The organism is Streptomyces uncialis, from assembly GCF_036250755.1.
In the GTDB taxonomy this organism is placed as follows: Bacteria; Actinomycetota; Actinomycetes; order Streptomycetales; family Streptomycetaceae; genus Streptomyces; species Streptomyces uncialis.
In genome coordinates this window covers 2,405,686-2,423,486 of record NZ_CP109583.1, presented here as the reverse complement: position 1 = coordinate 2,423,486, position 17,801 = coordinate 2,405,686, and the positions used below count along the sequence as shown (strand labels likewise).

The 17,801-nt window shown below is 72.7% G+C and carries 13 protein-coding genes; 5 read left to right on the top strand and 8 right to left on the bottom strand.

Annotated features, from left to right (window positions below; all coding sequences use genetic code 11):
- Positions 1 to 30: 30 nt before the first annotated feature.
- From OG711_RS09875 to OG711_RS09855, 5 genes are read right to left on the bottom strand one after another with little or no spacing between them, the layout of a single operon-like run.
- A complete protein-coding gene (locus tag OG711_RS09875) occupies positions 31 to 465 on the bottom strand; it encodes an acyl-CoA thioesterase (RefSeq protein WP_073789563.1) in 435 nt (144 codons plus the stop codon).
- Positions 458 to 6,310 (bottom strand): type I polyketide synthase, encoded by a 5,853-nt coding sequence (locus OG711_RS09870; protein ID WP_329559081.1) that lies wholly within the window; start codon positions 6,308 to 6,310, stop codon positions 458 to 460. Before OG711_RS09870 ends, OG711_RS09875 begins: the two co-directional genes overlap by 8 nt.
- The gene (locus OG711_RS09865) at positions 6,307 to 7,308 is read right to left on the bottom strand and encodes an enediyne biosynthesis protein (protein ID WP_329559080.1); all 1,002 of its coding nucleotides are present in this window, start codon (positions 7,306 to 7,308) and stop codon (positions 6,307 to 6,309) included. The genes OG711_RS09870 and OG711_RS09865 overlap by 4 nt, the downstream gene beginning before the upstream one ends.
- A complete protein-coding gene (locus tag OG711_RS09860; protein ID WP_329559079.1) occupies positions 7,305 to 9,254 on the bottom strand; it encodes a CRTAC1 family protein in 1,950 nt (649 codons plus the stop codon). Before OG711_RS09860 ends, OG711_RS09865 begins: the two co-directional genes overlap by 4 nt.
- A gap of 14 nt (positions 9,255 to 9,268) precedes the next feature.
- On the bottom strand, positions 9,269 to 10,246 hold the full coding sequence (locus OG711_RS09855) for a DUF1702 family protein (protein WP_329559078.1): 978 nt from the start codon (positions 10,244 to 10,246) through the stop codon (positions 9,269 to 9,271).
- 553 nt (positions 10,247 to 10,799) lie between these two features.
- Here OG711_RS09855 and OG711_RS09850 point away from each other — a divergent pair.
- From OG711_RS09850 to OG711_RS09830, 5 genes are all read left to right on the top strand, one after another.
- Positions 10,800 to 11,174: a VOC family protein gene (locus OG711_RS09850; RefSeq protein WP_073789571.1), complete on the top strand. Its 375-nt coding sequence runs from the start codon at positions 10,800 to 10,802 to the stop codon at positions 11,172 to 11,174.
- 367 nt (positions 11,175 to 11,541) lie between these two features.
- Positions 11,542 to 12,078: a helix-turn-helix transcriptional regulator gene (locus OG711_RS09845; RefSeq protein WP_323181333.1), complete on the top strand. Its 537-nt coding sequence runs from the start codon at positions 11,542 to 11,544 to the stop codon at positions 12,076 to 12,078.
- A 42-nt stretch (positions 12,079 to 12,120) separates the two neighbouring features.
- Positions 12,121 to 12,528: a VOC family protein gene (locus tag OG711_RS09840; RefSeq protein WP_073789575.1), complete on the top strand. Its 408-nt coding sequence runs from the start codon at positions 12,121 to 12,123 to the stop codon at positions 12,526 to 12,528.
- Positions 12,529 to 12,555: 27 nt separating this feature from the next.
- Positions 12,556 to 14,226 (top strand): MFS transporter, encoded by a 1,671-nt coding sequence (locus tag OG711_RS09835; RefSeq protein ID WP_329559077.1) that lies wholly within the window; start codon positions 12,556 to 12,558, stop codon positions 14,224 to 14,226.
- A gap of 77 nt (positions 14,227 to 14,303) precedes the next feature.
- Positions 14,304 to 14,684, top strand: a complete 381-nt coding sequence (locus tag OG711_RS09830) for a VOC family protein (protein WP_073789581.1) — start codon at positions 14,304 to 14,306, stop codon at positions 14,682 to 14,684.
- 84 nt (positions 14,685 to 14,768) lie between these two features.
- Here OG711_RS09830 and OG711_RS09825 read toward each other — a convergent pair whose 3' ends face one another.
- The 3 genes from OG711_RS09825 to OG711_RS09815 are packed head-to-tail and all read right to left on the bottom strand — an operon-like array spanning position 14,769 to position 17,800.
- A complete protein-coding gene (locus OG711_RS09825; RefSeq protein ID WP_079184730.1) occupies positions 14,769 to 16,097 on the bottom strand; it encodes an ABC1 kinase family protein in 1,329 nt (442 codons plus the stop codon).
- Between the two features lie 42 nt (positions 16,098 to 16,139).
- Positions 16,140 to 17,282, bottom strand: a complete 1,143-nt coding sequence (locus OG711_RS09820) for an FAD-dependent monooxygenase (protein WP_073789583.1) — start codon at positions 17,280 to 17,282, stop codon at positions 16,140 to 16,142.
- Complete coding sequence (locus OG711_RS09815) at positions 17,279 to 17,800, bottom strand: ester cyclase (protein WP_079184732.1); 522 nt, start codon at positions 17,798 to 17,800, stop codon at positions 17,279 to 17,281. The genes OG711_RS09820 and OG711_RS09815 overlap by 4 nt, the downstream gene beginning before the upstream one ends.
- Position 17,801: the final 1 nt, after the last annotated feature.

Sequence of the window (17,801 nt, the reverse complement as noted above, 5' to 3'; positions counted from 1 at the left end):
AGGTGATGCTCCCTGACCTGCGGGGGCCCCTCACGCCGGTATCCGGCGGAACGGCTCCAGGGCGGCGCGCAGCGCGGCGGGCACCGGTACGGGTACCGTCTCCCGGCCGTCGCTGCGCAGACAGGCCACCCGCTGGGTACCACGTGCCACCAGGTGTTCGCCCTCCGCGTCGAGAAGGACGTAGTCGAAGCTGAAGCCGACCTGGGTGCTGAGGAGTTCATCCAGCCGCAACCGGACGGCGACGGTGTCGAAGGCGGTCAGCTCCCGGAAGTACTCGCAACGGCAGCTCACGGTGAACAGCCTCAGTCCCGCACGCAGTTCGTCGAGCACCGTGGGCGCGTGTTCCTTCAGGAAGCTCTCCCGGCAGCGCCCCTGCCAGGACACGTAGTGGGCGAAGTAGACATTGCCGACGAGGTTGGTGTCCTCGAAGCCCACGATGTGCCGGTACTCGAAGAAATCAGGCATGACCCTCCCTTTCCTCATGAGCGACGGCGACCACACAGGGCACCGTCCCGTCCGGCCCGGTCCTGGTGACGACCGGATAGGCGAGAGCCGTGAACCGGCCCGCCGTGAACTCGGCGCCGCCGTCGTCGCGGACCCGCCGCAGATGGGGGCGGTCGCCGCGACCGCCACCGGCCTTCTGCAGGGCCTCGGCCACCGCCCAGACGGCCGTCCGCGCGTGGTCGGCGGGCAGCGCGGCGGCGGGCCAGCCGGCCGTGACCAGGGCGGCGGCCAGCGCCGTGCCGCCCGGGCCCAGCAGCCCGGCCCAGTCCGGCTCGTCCCGGTGGGCGACCTCCTCGATGTCGCAGCCCACCGGTCGGTCCGCCGCGAGCGCGAGGGTGAGTCCGGCGCCGTGGGACGCGCTGACGTGCGGGCCGCCGTCCTCGGGGTCCGGCCTGCCGTCCGGGCGGCGGGTACCGGGGAGGCCGCCCCCGGTGAGCCGGGCGAGGACATCCCGTGAACTACCCCGGCCCGGGCCCCCCGTGCGCTCCACCAGGACCCGTGGACCGGGCCCGGCGGGCCCCCACGCCCTGGTGAGCAGCGGGGGCAGCAGCGCGGCGGGCCAGGGCCGCGGGCCTCCGGCGCGACGCGGTGCGCGGACGGCGTGCAGCACCAGGTCGTCCCAGCGCTCGACCACCCGGCCCGAGCTGTCGGTGACGGTGAGCCGGTAGACGAACTCGTCGCCGTCGTGCGCCGTCTCCCTCGCCGTCAGCAGCAGTTCTCCCGCCGCCCGGGCGGTCCGCCCGAAGGTGATCCGGCCCACCGAGACGGGCAGCAGCGTCCGATGGGGCACACAGACCTGCACGGCGTGCAGGAAGGCGTCCCGCGCGCCCGGGTCACCGAGCACGAGCGTCCGCGGGTGGAACATCCCGAACCAGTCGCCGTCGTCCGCCGTGGAGATCACCGCGGCACAACCGCGGGCGGCGATCTCCCGGTACCGCAGCACCCGCCGGAAGCGGCCGCTCTGGAACAGCGGGCCGCCGTACAGATCGCGCCCCGGGTCCAGCGCCGGTCCGCGGCCGTCGGAGACCGGGCCGGCCGGCATCTCCCGTACGGGCGCCGGTTCCGGTTCCGCGACGGCGGCCGGATCGCCGGTCCAGCTCAACTGGACCGTGCCGCTCATATGGTCGACCGCGAACCCCGTCCCGTCGCCGCGGATCACCACGTCGACCGTGCCGTCGTGCCGGGCGAGCGCCGCGATGCGCAGGACCGTGGTGCCGCGCTCGGCGACCGTGACCGCCCGGTGGAACACGACATCGGTCAGCGCCGTGACCCGGGACGGCCCGCGGACCGCGGTCGCCGTCTGGGCCATCGCCTCCAGGGCCATCACCCCCGGCAGCAGCGCCTGGCCCTCCAGCACATGGTCCTGGAGGTACGGGTCGGTGCCCAGGGACAGTTCCGCCTCGGTGATCAGTTCGGCGCCGGGGCAGTCCACCAGCACACGCTCCGCGAACCGTCCGTCCCGCTCGGTCCGGTCCCGGTACGCGAGGGTCGCCGGGGTGCCGGTCCGGGAAGCGAGGATCACCGGACCTGCCAGCGCCGGATCGGCCAGCACCCGGCCCAGGGCATCGAGTCCGTCGTCCACGGTGAGCGGGCTGACGCCCTGCCGCGCGAGCGAGTCGAGGACCCCCAGCCGGTCGCCCATCCCGGTGCCGGACCACACCGACCACTCCAGGGTCAGGCCCCGGCAGCCGGGCCGGTCACGGCGGTAGTCGTCGACGAAGGCGCGCAGCCACTCGTTCGCGGCGGCGTAGTGCGCCTCACCGCGCAGCCCGGAACGGCCGATGACACTGCCGAAGGCGAGCAGCAGCCGCGGGGCCCGGTCGCCGAGGGCGTCCAGGACCAGCCGCAGTCCGTCCACCTTCGGGCGGACGGTGGCGTCGAACTCCTCCTCGTCCAGATACCGCAGCGCGGTCGGCACATTGCGTCCCGCGCCGTGCACCACCACGGTGACCGGACCGAGGGCGGCCCGGATGCCGCGGACGGCGGACCTGACGGCCTCGGGGTCGGTGACATCGGCGCGCGTGTACCGCACGTCCGGGCCGAGCCGGGCGAGGTTCTCCCGCAGCGATTCGTCGTCCTCGGGCCGGGTACGTCCCAGGACGGCGATCCGGGCTCCGCCGCTCCCCGCGGCCAGCATCCGGGCGCACTCGGCGGTGATCCCCCGGCCGCCCCCGGTGACGAGGACGACATCGTCGGCGCTGAGCGCGGGCCCCGGCGCGGCCGGGAGCGGGACCGGGGCCAGCGCGGGGGTCAGCCGGGTGCCGTCGGCGCGATAGCGCGCCTCGGTGAAGCCCCGCGCCGCCGCGGTCTCGGCCGCGAGCCGCGACACCCACCGCTCCCCGCGCAGCTCGCCGTCCGGGATCCCGGGGACGGTGATCAGACAGACGGTGGTGGCCGGACGTTCGAGGTGCAGCGACTTGACGAAGCCGCCGCCCACCGGGCCGCGCTGGACCACGACCAGCAGACCGTCGTCCTTGACCGCGCCGGCCGCGGCCAGGAGCAGCCCGGCCGTCCCGGCGCCGGCGCGTGCGGGCAGGCACAGCAGGGTGCCGCCGGACCGGGACACCCGGGCCAGCGCGGCCGGCAGCACACCGGCCAACGCGTCGCGCGGGTCCGCGACGACCTGCCAGCCTTCGGTACCGGTGGGCGCGGTGTCCGGTTCCGTGTCCGGGCCGGTGGCGGGCAGCGGGTCCGCCGCCCAGTCCATCCGGTACCCGCGTACCCAGGAACCCACCCCGGGGACCGGCGCGGAGGCGGCCTCGTCGGCGCGCTCCGGCCCGGCGGAGAGCAGCGCGGCGATCTCGCCGACCGTCGCCGTGGCCATCGGGGTCATCTCCACCGGCGGATCCACACCGATGTCCGCCGCCGTGCGCGCCACGATCTGACCGACCGTGATGGAGCTCAGATGGAGGTCGTCGAGGAGCGCCAGCTCCGGGCCGATCGCCGCCACCGGCAGCTCCGCCCGCTCCGCGACACGCGCCCGCAGCGCGGTGAGCGCGTCGGCGGGGGCGTCCGCGATCCCGGCCGCCGGGCCCTCGGCCTTCCCGGGCGTGCCGTCCGCGGCGCTCGGCGGGGGCTCATGGCCGACGGGGGCGGGCGGTACCTCCTCGCAGGGGTTGGTCAGGAACCGGAACGTCCGGTCGAGGGGGAACGGCCGGGTCAGCCGGTCGTCGAACAGGACCCGCGGCCGTACCGGGGCACCGAGCGCGTGGGCCGCGGCCACCACGTCCAGCAGCCCCCGTACGGAGGCGGCGTCCGTGGCGACGCTGACCACCGGCACCCCGGGGGCGCATGCCGCGGCGAACGCCGCGAGGGAGTGGCCGGGACCCGCCTCGACGAACAGTTCGGTGGTGTCGGCCACCGCGCCCACCGCCCGCGCGAACAGCACGGGGGAGACCAACTGCCGGGCGAGCAGGGCGGAGAGATCGTCGCCGGGTCCCAGCAGCCGCCCCGTGACGGTGGAGACGACCGGCCGCCGCGCAGGACCGACCGGCTCGCCGGCCAGGGCGTCCGGGAGGGCCCGCGCGGCCCCGGCCATCTGCGGTGAGTGGAACGCGTGCGACACCTGGAGCGCGGTGGCGTCCACCCCCTCCCGCCGCGCCGCGGCCGTGACGGCCGCGACCTCCGGCGGCGGCCCGGACACCACGGTCTGCCGGGGCCCGTTCAGCGCCGCCACCACCGCCCCGGTGCCCTTGGCCCACTCCTCCACCCGGTCGGCCGCCGCGTTCAGCGCGGTCATCGCGCCCGCGCCCCCGGGCGCCGCGGCCATGAGCTCCGCGCGGTGCCCGACGAGCCGCAGCAGGGTCGCGGCGTCGAAGCTCCCCGCCCAGTGCAGCGCGGTCAGTTCCCCGAGGCTGTGCCCGATCGCGGTGTCCGCCTCGACCCCCACCCCGGTCAGCACCCGCAGCGCGGCCAGGGACGCGGACACGATGCGCGGCTGTGCCACCCGGGTGTCCGCGCCGTCCTGGACACCGGCCCCGCCGAGGGCCGCGACCTCGGCCCACACCCGGTCGAAACGCGCCCGGAACGCCTGTCCCGCGCCGCGGGCGCCCTGGCCGGGCAGCAGCAGGGTGATCCGTGGCCGTCCGGAGCCCTGGCCGAGGAACACCCCGCCCGACGGGTCCACGACCTGACCGGCCCCGGAGACGGCGAGGTCCGCGAGCCGGGTCAGCCGGGCGCCCGCCTCCCGGGGGGTGGCCGCGACGACGGCGCCCCGCGCCCCGTGCGCCGGGCCGCTGTGCCCGGCGGCCAGGGTGGCGGCGAGATCGGTGAGTTCCGCGTACGACATCCGCGCGGTCAGGGCGGCGAGCCGCAGACACCGCTCCCGCAGCGCCGGGCCGTCCGCCGCGGCGAGGACCAGCAGTTCGGACGTCTGGGGGGTACGGGCCGCGAGCGGCACCACCGTACGGGCCGCCGGACGCGGCCCGGCCGCCTCGACGGCGACATGGGTGTTGATCCCCCCGAAACCCATGGCGGAGACCCCGGCCCGGACCGGGCCCGCGGGGAACTCCTCCGGCCGCTCCGCGAGCCGCAGCGACCGGCCCCGCGCGGTCAGCAGCGAATGGGGCAGCCGCACCCCGGTCGCGGGCGGCAGCACGCGGTGCCGTACCGCCTGGACCGCCTTGATGAGTCCCGCGACCCCCGCGGCGGCCTTGGTGTGACCGATGTTGGCCTTGACCGAGCCGATGACCGCGGGCGGCCCGTCCGTGCCGTGCGCGGTGGACAGGGCGCCCAGTTCCGTGGTGTCACCGACCTTGGTGCCCGTCCCGTGCCCCTCGAAGCAGCCGACGGACCCGGGCGCGTACCCGGCCAGTGTGTAGGCCCGGTGGACGGCCAGCAGATGCCCCTCGGCCGTGGGGCGGGTGATGCTGCCCGCGCCGTCGCTGGAGACCCCCCACCCCGTCAGCACGGCGCGGCCCTCAAGACCGGCGGCGTCGGCGTCCCGCTCGCGCATCAGCACCAGGACGCCGCAGCCCTCGCCGGGCAGAAAGCCCCGCGACGCCCGGTCGTACACCAGCATCTCGTCGGTGGCGAGCGCCCCGGTACGGGCGAAACCGATCAGCTCGAACGGATCGATGCTGAGGTCGACCCCGCCGACGATCGCCGCGTCGGCCTCACCGGAGGCCAGCATCCGGCAGCCGTCCGCGACCGCGAGGAGCGACGACGCGCACGCGCCGTCCACGGTGAACCCGCCGCCCCGCAGATCGAAGTGGTTGCAGATCCGTCCGGCCACGGTATTGGCCAGCCCACCCGCGAGGGTGTCCTCGTCGGGTTCGGGGAACGGCGCCTTGAACCGGTGCTCCAGTTCCCTGAGCAGTTCGGCCGACTCCCGCAGGCCCATGCCCCGCTCGTCGAGCAGTCGTGCGACGATCCGCCGGACGTACGGATAGCGCAGCCTCAGCGAGTTGGCCCGGCTGCTGTCCCCGGTGAGGGAGTTGCCGAGGACCACCGCGGTCGACGCCCGCGGCAGCCCCCGGCCCCGCGGCAGACCGGCGTCGAGCAGCGCGCGGCGCGCGGTGTCCAGCGCGAGCCAGTGCACGGTGTCGGTGGTGCGGAACGTGGTGCCCGCGATCCCGAAGTCCGCCCGGTCGAAGGTGAATCCCTCCAGGAGCGCGGCATGCGTCAGCGCGAACGAGTCGGCGCCCGCTGCCCCGGGGAGGTAGTCCGCGGTGTCGAGCCGCTCCGGCGGGATGGGCCGGAAGGCCCGGCGGCCCGCCAGGACGTTCTCCCAGAGCTGGTCCGGATCGTCCGCGTCCGGATAGCGGCAGGCCATCCCGACCACGCTGATCCGCGGCGCCGCGTTCACGCGCCGGCCCCGGCGGCGGGCGCGCCCGAGGGGACCGCCGGACGGCGGAGCACGGTCAGCGCGTGCGCGGCCCACCAGCCCGCGCCGCGTACCGCGCACACCAGGCTCACCGCGAAGAACAGCGTGTACGGGATGTGCGCGAGGATGAGCAGTCCGTACACGACGCCCACGCTCGCCCCGAAGACCACCTGGTCCCGGGGCCGGAACGGGGTGGTGCCCGGGTCGGTGATCATGTAGTTGGTGAACAGGATGAACGCCACCCCGCTCATCACCGAGAGCGCCGACACCAGACTGCTGTCCAGGAACAGCCAGCGGGCCACGGCCTGGAGGACGAAGGCCCCCACCCACCCCGCGATCAGGGGCAGTTTGCGGGTCAGCTTGGCGTTCAGCAGGGTCCCGGCGATCAGGATCACGGCGGGCAGCCCCCAGCTCCCGTACGCGTTGAGGTGCTCGGTGAAGTGGTAGGGCGGCGCGATGGCGATCCAGCTGTAGGCGAGCAGCACGACGGTGATCCCGAAGTTCGACGGGTTCATGAAGTGCCGCATCCGGCCCTTCACCGGGGCCCGCAGCACGGTCTTCTGGGCGACCCCGATCACCACGGCGCACAGCATCGGCAGGATGTGGTCGTTGGCGTAGAGCAGCATGTTGCACGCGAGCGCGGTGATGTGGGCGGGCAGCAGGAACTCGTAGAGCGCCCGGAACCCCCCGCCGAAGCGCGTGGGCCGCCGCTCGCTCCAGGCGGTGAGCCACTCCAGCAGGATCTCCGTCGCGTAGGCGGCGGCGACCGCCGCCAGCGGCCAGAGCCACGGCTGTTCGAAGCCCAGCACGGTGTAGCCGAGGATGTTGAGTACCGAGATCGACAGGGCGAAGTTGCGCAGGGCCACATAGCGGGGATCGGGGAGGGGACGTTTCTTCTCCGTCCCGGGCGGTGCCTCCGGGTCGGCACCGGGGCGCGTCCGGTCGGGTATGTCCTGCTGGGGCCGGGCGAGATGGGTCATCGCTTGGTCACCTCCGTGGCGCGGGCGTCGAGCAGGAGCGTGTGCCGTCCGGCGTTCAGCGTGAGCGACTGCCGTCGCGGGGTGCCCGTCGCGTCGAGCCACCGGATCTCCACGTGGGCGGACGCGCTGTCGCCGAGTCCGCCGGACAGGAGGAAGTCGCGTTTGCCTGAGTGGCCGCTGCCGCCGTCGACCTGGTGCAGGGTGGTCCGTCCGTCGACGGTGATCCGGGCCTGGGCGCCGACGGCCGGTGTGCCGCCGGACGGCGCTCGGTCCCCGCGGACCGGCTTGCGCAGGTCCAGGGTGATCCGCCGGTCGGCGGCCGGAGCGTCGTTGCGGTAGTAGACGGGCGCGCCCCACTGCCGGGCGACGGCGAGTCCTGGAGCGCCGCCGGGCCGGGAGTGCCCGAGGGCGACGCCCCGGCTGGGGATCGACTCGTCGATGCCGAGACGCTCCGCGATGTCTATGTACCCGCCCTTGCCGTCGGGTGCCCAGAAGGACAGCGGCTGACGGCCCGACAAATCGTCGCCGGGTTCGAAATCCGGCCAGACCTGGGGGAACCTGAGCAGTTCGTCGTTGGCCATGGCCAGTTCCTGGAGCTCGGGCCAGCGGTTGGTGTCGCCCCGCACGAAGCCGTTGGTCTGTACGATCGCGGGCAGCCCGCCACCGGCGAAGTCGGCGGCCTTGGCATCCCAGCTCCAGCCGCTCCACGCCACCCCGAGGTCCGCGCTGCGGTCCGTGAACGGGGCACGGCCGTCCTTCAACGCGCGCCGGGCCGCCTCGGGTCCGGAGGCGTCGTTGAGGAACGCGAAGTTGCTCTCCTGGAGCCCGAAGGACGTCGTGATGTTCGAGACGAAGATGTCGAAGCGTCCCCTGCCGCGCAGATCGGCGAAGTCGACGCCCATCCCCTTGAAGGAGTCGTTGCCGAGCGCCTTCGACTTGGGGGTCGTCGGGCCCCGGCGCCCGTGCACCGCCGTGAAGGCGATCCGGCCCGGCGACGAGTCGTTGCGCAGCAGATGGTCGGGGCCGAAGTCGTTGCCGATGTACAGCTCGGGCAGCAGGTCCCCGTCGATGTCCGCGGCGGCGGCGGCCAGCGTCCAGCCCTTCGCCTGGCCGCGCGGCAGGGCGCCCGGCACCTCCGTGTAGCGGGCCCCGGCCGCGGTGCGGCGCAGCAGATGCCCGCCTCCCGCGTTCCGGGCGTGGGACATGGAGTGCTGCATGACGACGTCGTCGGTGCCCTCGGGGTCCAGGATCCTGGAGTCGGGGAAGTAGTTGCCGACGAAGATGTCCGGGTGGCTGTCGCCGTCGAAGTCCGCGACGGACACGGCGTTGGAGTTCCAGCGCGGGCCCCGGTAGGTGCCGCCCGCCGGCCCCTCGGCCGGTACGAGTTCACGCGGGGTGTACGAGCGGTGGGACAGCGGGGTCCGTGAGCCGTCGCGCAGGAACAGGACCGGGGTACGGCCCCAGTAGTAGACGAGCAGATCCATCCGCCCGTCCTCGTCGTAGTCGCCCGGGACGCAGCCCATGGGCGCCATCACGGAGTCCATGGGCAGCGGCGCGGGGTCCAGCACGAAGGGGGTGTAGCGCGTGCCCGTCCCCGGGACCGGTGTAACCACCACCTTGTCGGTACGGGAGTCCACGACGCACAGGTCCGCGGACGAGCCGGTGCCGTCCAGGTCGTTCATGGCGATCCCCGCGCCCACCGACGAGATCCACGACTGGATCCTGCTGTAGGCGGGGTGCACCGGCCGGACGGTCCGCTCGCCCGGCTGGTAGCCCGGGGGGTAGGCGATCGGCAGGCGGGTGAAGGCGTAGTCGGCGGCGGTTCTGGCCACGGCTCCGGGCGACGGTTCGGGTTTGCGTGCGGCGACCATCGTGGTCGTCATCAGGACAAGGGCGACCAGGACGGGGATGCTCTTGCGTAGGCGGGAGGAGCGGTCTCCGGGCATGGGTGTCCAATCCGTCAGTCGGTGAAGTGCCGCTGGATCCTGCGACGCCATTCCTGGTAGGCGGGCTCCCTCCCGTCCGGGGGCAGTGCCTGCCGGGTCTCACGGGTGACCGCCGCCGCGGTACGGGCGTCCACACCGCACAGCACCCGCACGGCGTGCTCGGTGCGGTCGGTGGTCAGTCCGGCGTGCGTCCGGGCCTCCGCGGCGAAGGCCGCGCCCTGCCGCAGCGGGGGGAGGTGCTCGCCCGCCTTCTCGACCAGCAGCCGCAACGCCTGGTCGGTGCCCGCCTGCGCGTAGACGGCCGCCAGTCCCACCCCGGCCCACAGATCGGGGTGGCGCCGCGGGGCGAACCCGCGCAGCCGTGCCGCGATGCGTTCGGGGTCCGCGCACTCCACGAACCACAGGGCTCTGCCGATCCCCTGGTCGACAACGTTGGCAACGGCGTCCGGCGGGCCCGGCCAGCCGGGCAGCCGGGCCGACCACCGTCCGTCGGCGCGGGCCGGGGTCCGGAAGTACGCTTCGTGGAAGCCGTAGCCGTCCAGGGCCAGCCAGCGCAGCAGCGGGTCGGTGGGGACGGCGTGCCGCCACAGGGGGCGCGGCAGCCGTGCGAGCGCCCAGCCCGCGCCGACATGGACCATATAGGTGTGGGCGGCCCCCGAGGTCTTCAGCAGGCCGGCCACCCGGTCGTGGCGCGGGCCGACGGCGTCGAGCAGGGCGAGTCCCATCGCGGCCCCCTCGAAGGCGAATCCCTGCCGTTCGCGGGGTACGGAGCCGGTGAGGGTGTCCCCGAGCCGGTCGACCCCGGTCCCGGAGGTCGCGCTGCGCAGCCCGGACAGGAAGGTCGTGCCCGCCGCCTCCAGGGCCCGCCGGTCGGGCTCGGCGCCCGGATGGAAGCCTCTGCGTTCGAACGTGGCGACGGTGGCCGCGGGGGTGATCAGACCGCCCCTCAGACGTTGGAGGGGCCGGGCGAGGAAGCGCTGTGACACGGACACGGACACGTTTCACCCCAGTCGGCTGGATGCCCACGGAATCAAGGCCGTACGGGTCCAGCCGGCACACGGCATAGACGCCGTGTCATATTCTTATAAGTTCGCTCTTCATATAGAAGAGAGGATCACAAACCGATGGATTCTGGCTCAAAGCAGCTTGTGTGTTTCTATAAGATATAGCGTTCCTGGGATAGGTGCCCGTTGCTTCTCCCTCGCACGCGTGCCCTCTGCCTGCGGATATGAGGGTCGTCGCACCCTTCCGCCATGCCTGGATCGCATCGTCCCGCCGGTCGGTCACTTTGTAAAGATATAGGATCAGTTGAGGTTCTGGGCGGCATGCTGAGGTGTATGTACCGCCATATATGCCGGATTACCGCGTGATGCGACCGGAGTGGACGCCTCCGGTGGTCCGGCGCCGACCTGTACACCCCCCTCCCCGAGGGGCGTCCTCGGGGGAAGTGGCGGTGCGGCAACCGGATTCCGCCGTTCGGTGGAATCCATGACGTCCACGGACGAAGTGGGTGATCGTGGCGGCGGCCCCTCCTATCGTCGGTGGATGGGAATCACGCATGTGCAGCTCTTCTCGGTGCCGGTGTCGGACCAGGAGAAGGCCAAGGACTTCTACGTCGGGACCGTCGGCTTCGAACTGCTCAGGGATCAGCCGGGCGTGCACGGAAGGTGGTTGCAGGTCGCACCGAAAGGGGCGGACACCAGCCTGGTGCTCGTCGACTGGTTCGAGACGATGGCGCCGGGCAGCGGCCGGGGACTGCTCCTGCGGACGACGGACGTGGACGCGGACTGCGCGCGGCTGCGGGAGCGCGGGGTGACGGTCGAGGGCCCGAGGGCCACTCCATGGGGACGGCAGGCCACCTTCACCGATCCGGACGGCAATGTCCTGGGGCTCAACCAGAGTGCGGACGAACGCGGTTGAGGCCCTAGGTCACGGCCGGACCTGACGACCTGAAGGCCACTTGTCCGCACCCTGCCCCGCTGCTAGAAAGGTCACTGCGCAATCGAGTAGCCGGACACCGTCGGCGGGCTGCCCGCCGGGGAGGACACGGCGACGGGCACCGGCGTGGGCCCCCGTGGTGACGGCGGGCTCGCCCCGCCGTCCTGGCGGGCCGGACCGCGGGCAGGGAGAGCGAGGGCCACGTCCGCACCGCCGACGCGTGTCCACCCGTCCCGTTCGGGCGGTGGCCGTGGGCGGCCGGCACCCTGCCGCGCAGCGCTCCACGCCGGTGGCCGCGGGATGTCCGAATCCGTTCGCACGGTGAGGAAGTGCACCCATTAATGAGGTCATGCCAGGCCACGAACTCCCCTCCTCCGGACTGCTCCCGTTTCTGCGCCGGGCGAAGGACCTGATGGACCGCTCGTACGCCGATCCGCTGGATCTCACCACCCTGGCCGCCGAGGCCGGGTGCTCGCGCTTCCACTTCCTGCGCTCGTTCCAGGCGGCGTACGGCGAGACACCCGGCCGCTATCTGACCCAGCGGCGTATCGAACGGGCCCGCGATCTGCTGCGCGCCACGAACCTCACGGTGGCGGAGATCTGCCATCTCGTCGGGTATTCGAGCGTCGGCTCGTTCAGCTCCCGGTTCTCCGAGGTCGTGGGTGTCTCCCCGACCGCCTACCGGGGGGAGATCGCGCGGCAGGGCGGCCCTCCGCCCATCCCCGGGTGCTACCTGTTCATGTGTGCCCGCCGTGAGGGCGTCACCGCCGGACCGCGGACCGCGAGCGCGCCCCAGGACCCTCCGGACGATCCGCGCAACCCCCCGGACACAAGCGGAACCAAGGTCCGCAATCCAGGAGATGTCACTGACCGGACGCCTCGATAACGTCTGCTCACAGCTCAACTGCTCCACGTCGGAAGGAAGTCCATGCGCGCTCGTCTCTCCCATGTCACCATCCCGGTGCTCGACCAGGATTCCGCGAAGGCCTTCTACACCGAGAAGCTCGGGTTCGAGGTCCGCAACGACATGACCATAGGCGAACTGCGCTGGCTCACCGTCGGCCCCAAGGACGAGCCCGAGGTCGAGATGGTCCTGCGCAAGGTCGGGCCCCCCGAGTACGACGAGGAGACCACCGCGCACTTCCGGGACCTCATCGCCAAGGGAGTCATCGGCGTCGGCGTGCTGCACGTGGAGAACACCCGTGCCACGTACGAACGGCTGCGCCAGGCGGGAGTCACGTTCGTCCAGGAACCGGTCAAGCGGCCCTTCGGTACGGAGGCGGTGTTCCGCGACGACTCCGGCAACTGGTTCAGCCTCAACGACAGCCGGGGCTGAACCCGCTGAGAAGGGAAGGACCACATCGTGGTTCAAGATCCGAAGCAGGCCGGGCGGAGCGCGGGCCCGGCCGGCTCCGCGGCCCCCACGGCCGGCGACCGCAGCAGCAACGGCCTCCGCAGCCCCTGGATCGTCCTGACCGCGGTCGCCCTGGGCACGATGATGGAGGCCCTGGACGGCACCGTCGTCGCCGTGGCCAACCCGGTCATCGCCGTCGATCTCGACACCGACCTCTCCACGCTCCAGTGGGTGACCAACGGCTACATGCTGGCCGTCGCCTGTGTGCTGGTCACCGCGGGAAAACTCGGTGACCGCTACGGGCACAAGAAGTTCTTCCTCATCGGGATGGCCGCCTTCTCCGCCACCTCGGTGATGGCGGGCCTCGCCGACAACATCGGCATGCTGATCTTCTGGCGCGTCCTCCAGGGCATCAGCGGCGCGGTGCTCGCACCCAGCGGACTCGCAGTGCTCAAGGCCACCTTCCCCAAGGACAGGCTGAAGGTGGCCATCGGGGTCTGGAGCGCCGTCGGCGCCCTGGCCATGGCGGCCGGACCCTTCATCGGCGGGGTGATGGTGGACCTGCTGAACTGGCGCTGGGTCTTCTTCGTCAACCTGGTCGTCGGGGTCGCCGCGTTCGCCCTCGGGGCATGGGCGATCCCCGCGATCCGCCCGGAGGGCGCCGGCCGGTCCTTCGATCTGCCCGGTGTCGTCCTGCTCACCGCCACGCTGTTCGCCCTGGTCTGGGGAATCATCCAGGTCCCCGAACACGGCTGGGGGGCGGGCCGGACACTCGGCTCGTTCGCCGCGGCGCTCGTCCTCGGCACGCTGTTCGTCCTGCGCGAACGCACGACCGCCGAAGCGCTCCTCCCACCCTCGCTGTTCCGGCTGCGCGCCATCTCGATCGGTACGACGGCCCTGCTCGTCGGCGGGTTCGCCGCCTTCGGCGCCACGTTCTACCTGGCGCTGTACCTCCAGCAGGTGCACGGTTTCGAGCCGATGCAGGCGGGACTCGGACTGCTGCCGTTCACCGTGCTGTTCGGTGTCGGCGCGCCGACGGGAGCCGTGCTCAACCAGCGGTTCGGGCCCAGGGTCCCGCTCTCGCTCGGTCTGTCCCTGATCGCGGTGGCCCTCCTGGGGCTCTCCTGGATGACGGGGGACTCCTCGTACCACGCGATGTGGCCGTTCCTCGCCCCGCTCGGGGTGGGCATGGGCATGGTCGCCCCCACCGCCATCGAGATGATTGTCAACAGCGCGCCCAGCCAGCTCACGGGCGTGGCGTCCGGGCTCCAGCAGACGGCCCTGATGCTCGGCGGTGTCCTCGGTACGGCCGCCCTCGGCTCGATGATCTCGGCCCGGGTCAGCACCGTGCTGCCGCAGGAACTGGCGGACGCGGACGTGCCCGAACCTCTCGCCACGTCACTCGAACAGATGAGCAAGGTCGTCTCCCAGGGCGTCGTGCCCGTGCCGGAGGGCACACCGGCCTCGGTGGCGCGGGCCGCGGCCGACGCGGGACACGCCGCGTTCATGGAGGGATTCCAGCTCGCCATGCTCGGCGGTGCGGCGTTCGTCGTCTTGGGCGCGCTGCTCGTGCTGCTGCTCGCGCCCCGGGCGGAGATCGTGGCGGACGCGGACGCGGACGCCACGCCGACGTCCGACGGTGAGCGGGACACCGCCGCCGGGGCGGAAACCGCGTCGTAGCGGCGCTCCCACCGCACACCACTCGTCCAGCACATCAACGACGGCGCCCTCGGTGCCCGGATATATCAGGAGGAACCGTGATCTCGCACATCGGTACGATCGACGTCTTCGTCAACGACCAGGACAAGGCCGTCGACTTCTATGTGAACACCCTCGGCTTCGAGCTCCGGGAGGACCAGAGCTTCGGGCCCGTCCGCTGGGTCGAGGTCGCGCCCCCCGGCTCCCAGACCCGGATCGTGCTCTGCACTAAGGACTTCCCCGTCTACGAGGAGGGCAAGATCGGCAGGTTCACGGACATCCAGCTGGTCACCGAGGACATCAAGGCGACCCATGAGGAACTCGTGGGCCGTGGCGTGACCTTCACCCGTCCGCCGGAGCAGATGCCTTTCGGCGGCTCCAACGCCAGCTTCAAGGACCCGGACGGGAACGAGTTCTTCCTGCTCCAGCCCGCCGGCTGACCCGGCACGGACGCCCGCCGCCCGCCGCCCTCCGGGGGTCCGGCGGGCGGTGGTCCGCCCGGGGTCACGGACGGCGCCGCTGTCTCACTGCGGCGCCGCGGCACCCACCTGCTGGAAGTCCGCCTCCGGCCACAGGCCCCGCACGGTGCTCTCCAGAATCATCAACGACATGATCGGGAAGGCGAAGTCCGAGGCGGCGTAAAGCCGGTGGGCGCTCTGCACCTCGAAGACCCCGTTGCCGAACGGCGCCATGGCGAAGGCGTTGCCCGGCCCCGCCGACCGCGCGACGAGCTCCGCGATGTCGTCCACGAAGGCGTCCGTGTCGCAGTCAGGACCGACGTCGGCCATGCTCGCCAGCATGATCTCCCCGCACCGGCGGCCGTCCCCGGAGGCCAGCGCGGAGAAGAACCCGCCGATCAGGTTCCGCACCCGGTCCGGGAGTTGGACGCTGTACCCGGCGTCGAGGATCACCGCCCGCCCCCGCGGCAGGAGATAGATGTTCCCCGGATGCGGGTCGCAGTGCACGAACCCGTCCACGAACATCATCTTGTGCGCCGCGGACAGCACGGCGGAGGCGAGTCTGGCCCGCACCGGGTCGGGCAGGGTCCCCGGAGTACCTGTGTCCAACTCCGGGATGAATTCGAAGACCAGACACGTCGGCCGGGACAGCCGCGGATGGAGCTCGGGGACATCCACATCGGGCACGGCCGCCAGGTTCTCCCGCAGCCGGACGATGTTCGCCTCCTCGCGGCGCAGGTCGAGCTGGCCCAGGATGGCGTTGCTGACATACCCCACGAGATCGGCCATCGGCATCCCCCGCAGCTGGGGAAGACGTTCGCACGCCCGTACCAGCGCGCGGATCAGTGCCAGGTCCGCCCGCATCACCCCGTCGATACCGGGACGTTTCAGCTTCAGCGCGACCACGCGGCCGTCATGCAGCACCCCGCGGTACACACACGCGATGCTGCCACCCGCCACCGGAACGGCGTCGAGTCCGGCCAGGAACGGCGGGGGCGCGCCGCCGTACGCCTTGCGCCAGGCCCGCCGGGACTGCCGGGCGGTGATGGGCCGCACCGAGTCATGGAGCCGGGACAGCTCGTCGCACAGGGGCCCCGGAAGCACATCCCGGCGGGCGCCCGCGATCTGCGCGAACTTCACGAAGGTGGGCCCGAGGGCCTGGATCCGCCGTACGAGCCGGCGGCGCAGGAAGCGTCCGGCGGCGTCCCGGCCCCGCACCGCCCGTACGACGGCCAGGACCGGGAGGGTCACCAAAGCCTCGGCGGCCACCGCGAGGGTGAGGGAGCACAGCCGCAGCAGGACCCGGTGCACGGGGACCCGTACCTTCGGTGGCTGGTCCCCGGCGGCCGGGGAGCCGGTCGCGGCGGACTCCTTCGCAGGATCCAGCTGATCCATGGGGTCTCCTTGGAGCTCGTCGATCCGGTCGGTGAAGGCCCGTCAGGCGGCGTCGAACGCGAACATGCCGCGCAAGCCCCGCAGTTGGGCCGACTGGGGCATCACTGCGATCAGTCCGTCCCGCACCCCGCACAGCAGCGGATGGCGCCACTGGCCCATCCGGCCCATCCAGTGGGACTGGACGGTGACGGAATGCGCCCGCCGCCGGCGCCGCGCCGCGTACGCGCGCAGCGCCCCCGGGACATCGTCGGTACCGGCGAGATGACGAGCGAGCACCACCGCGTCCTCGAACGCCTGACAGGTGCCCTGCCCCATCGCCGGGGCGCTCGGATGGGCGGCGTCACCCACCAGGGTCACCGCACCTGTGCCCCAGTGCCGCAGCGGACGCCGGTCGTGGATGCCCGTCACACTCACGTCCGCCGGATCGGTGGCCCGCAGCACCCGCGGTACGGGATCGTGCCAGTCACCGAAACGCTCCAGGAGGAACGGCAGATGCCCGGTACTGCCCACCGTCCTCCTCTCGGGGGCGGCGAAGGCCGCGAACCAGTACATCCTGCCGTTCGGGAGCGGGAACAGCCCGAACTGCCGTCCGGCGCCCAGGGAGAGCAGGGCCGGATGACCGGGCTCCGCGACGGACGCCACGCCACGGCTCACCGCGTACCCGCTGTACCGCAGATCGCCGCCCCCGAAGAGCGACGCGCGCACCCGGGAGCGGATGCCGTCCGCCCCGATCAGCAGATCGCCCTCCTCCTCCCGGCCGTCGTCGAACCGGGCGACGACGACCCCGTGCTCCTCCCCGACGGCGACACAGCGGTCCCCGAACCGCACCTCCTCCGCCCCGTACGCGCCGTACAGGGCGTCGAGAAGATCAGCGCGCAGCAGCGCCCGTCCGGTGCCCCCGCACCGCTCCAGAAGATCCGGGGACGTGTACTGCAAGGTGTCACCACCCGCGGTACGCATCGCGAGCCCGGCGCTCGGCGCGCTGCGGGCCAGCACCGCCGCGGCGACACCGACGCTCTCCAGCGCCGTGAGCGCGTTCGGCCACAGCGTCAGCGCGCTGCCGCCCGTCCGCGGGCCTGGCGCGCCTTCGTGCACCCGGGTCTCCAGACCCGCGCGGCGCAGCAGGACGGCGGTTGCGAGTCCGGCGGGGCCCGCCCCGATGATCAGCGCGCGCCGGGCTCTCACCCCGGCCCCGGGGCACCGTTCGCGGGCCGCCCGCCATGGGGGGCACCCGGTTCCCACATGGAACTCCAGCCCCCTTCGGGGCCCGGGGCGGCGGCGAGCAGGTCCGGGATCTTCGCGACATCGAACACCCCCCAGTGCTCGGCGATCCTTCCCTCCCGGAACCGGAAGGTGTTGGAGCCGCCGATGGTGAAGGCGCGTCCGGTGGGCGGCAGACCCATGAACTCACCGGTGTGTTCGAAGTGCAGTTCGATCGCCTGCGCGAGGATGTCGCCCTCGCACACCGAGACCACCACCTCCACCCGGCGGGTGGTCAGGGCGTCAGCGGCCTGACCGAACCGGTGCGCCACACCCTCCCGCCCGGGCGGATCCCAGGGCGGCGCGAAATGATCCACGAAATCCGGTGTGAGAACATCCTGGATCACCGAGTATTCATGGGTGAAAAGCACGGCTCCACGGAATCGGCGGACGGTTTCCTCGTAAGTGGATTTCCGCTGCGCCGCGGTGGCGTACTGCGTCATA

Excerpts from the sequence above, each read along its gene's own strand:
- OG711_RS09875 (WP_073789563.1), bottom strand. The coding sequence starts at position 465 with ATGCCTGATTTCTTCGAGTACCGGCACATCGTGGGCTTCGAGGACACC.
- OG711_RS09865 (WP_329559080.1), bottom strand. The coding sequence starts at position 7,308 with ATGACCCATCTCGCCCGGCCCCAGCAGGACATACCCGACCGGACGCGC.
- OG711_RS09860 (WP_329559079.1), bottom strand. The coding sequence starts at position 9,254 with ATGCCCGGAGACCGCTCCTCCCGCCTACGCAAGAGCATCCCCGTCCTG.
- OG711_RS09850 (WP_073789571.1), top strand. The coding sequence starts at position 10,800 with ATGGGAATCACGCATGTGCAGCTCTTCTCGGTGCCGGTGTCGGACCAG.
- OG711_RS09845 (WP_323181333.1), top strand. The coding sequence starts at position 11,542 with ATGCCAGGCCACGAACTCCCCTCCTCCGGACTGCTCCCGTTTCTGCGC.
- OG711_RS09840 (WP_073789575.1), top strand. The coding sequence starts at position 12,121 with ATGCGCGCTCGTCTCTCCCATGTCACCATCCCGGTGCTCGACCAGGAT.
- OG711_RS09825 (WP_079184730.1), bottom strand. The coding sequence starts at position 16,097 with ATGGATCAGCTGGATCCTGCGAAGGAGTCCGCCGCGACCGGCTCCCCG.
- OG711_RS09815 (WP_079184732.1), bottom strand. The coding sequence starts at position 17,800 with ATGACGCAGTACGCCACCGCGGCGCAGCGGAAATCCACTTACGAGGAA.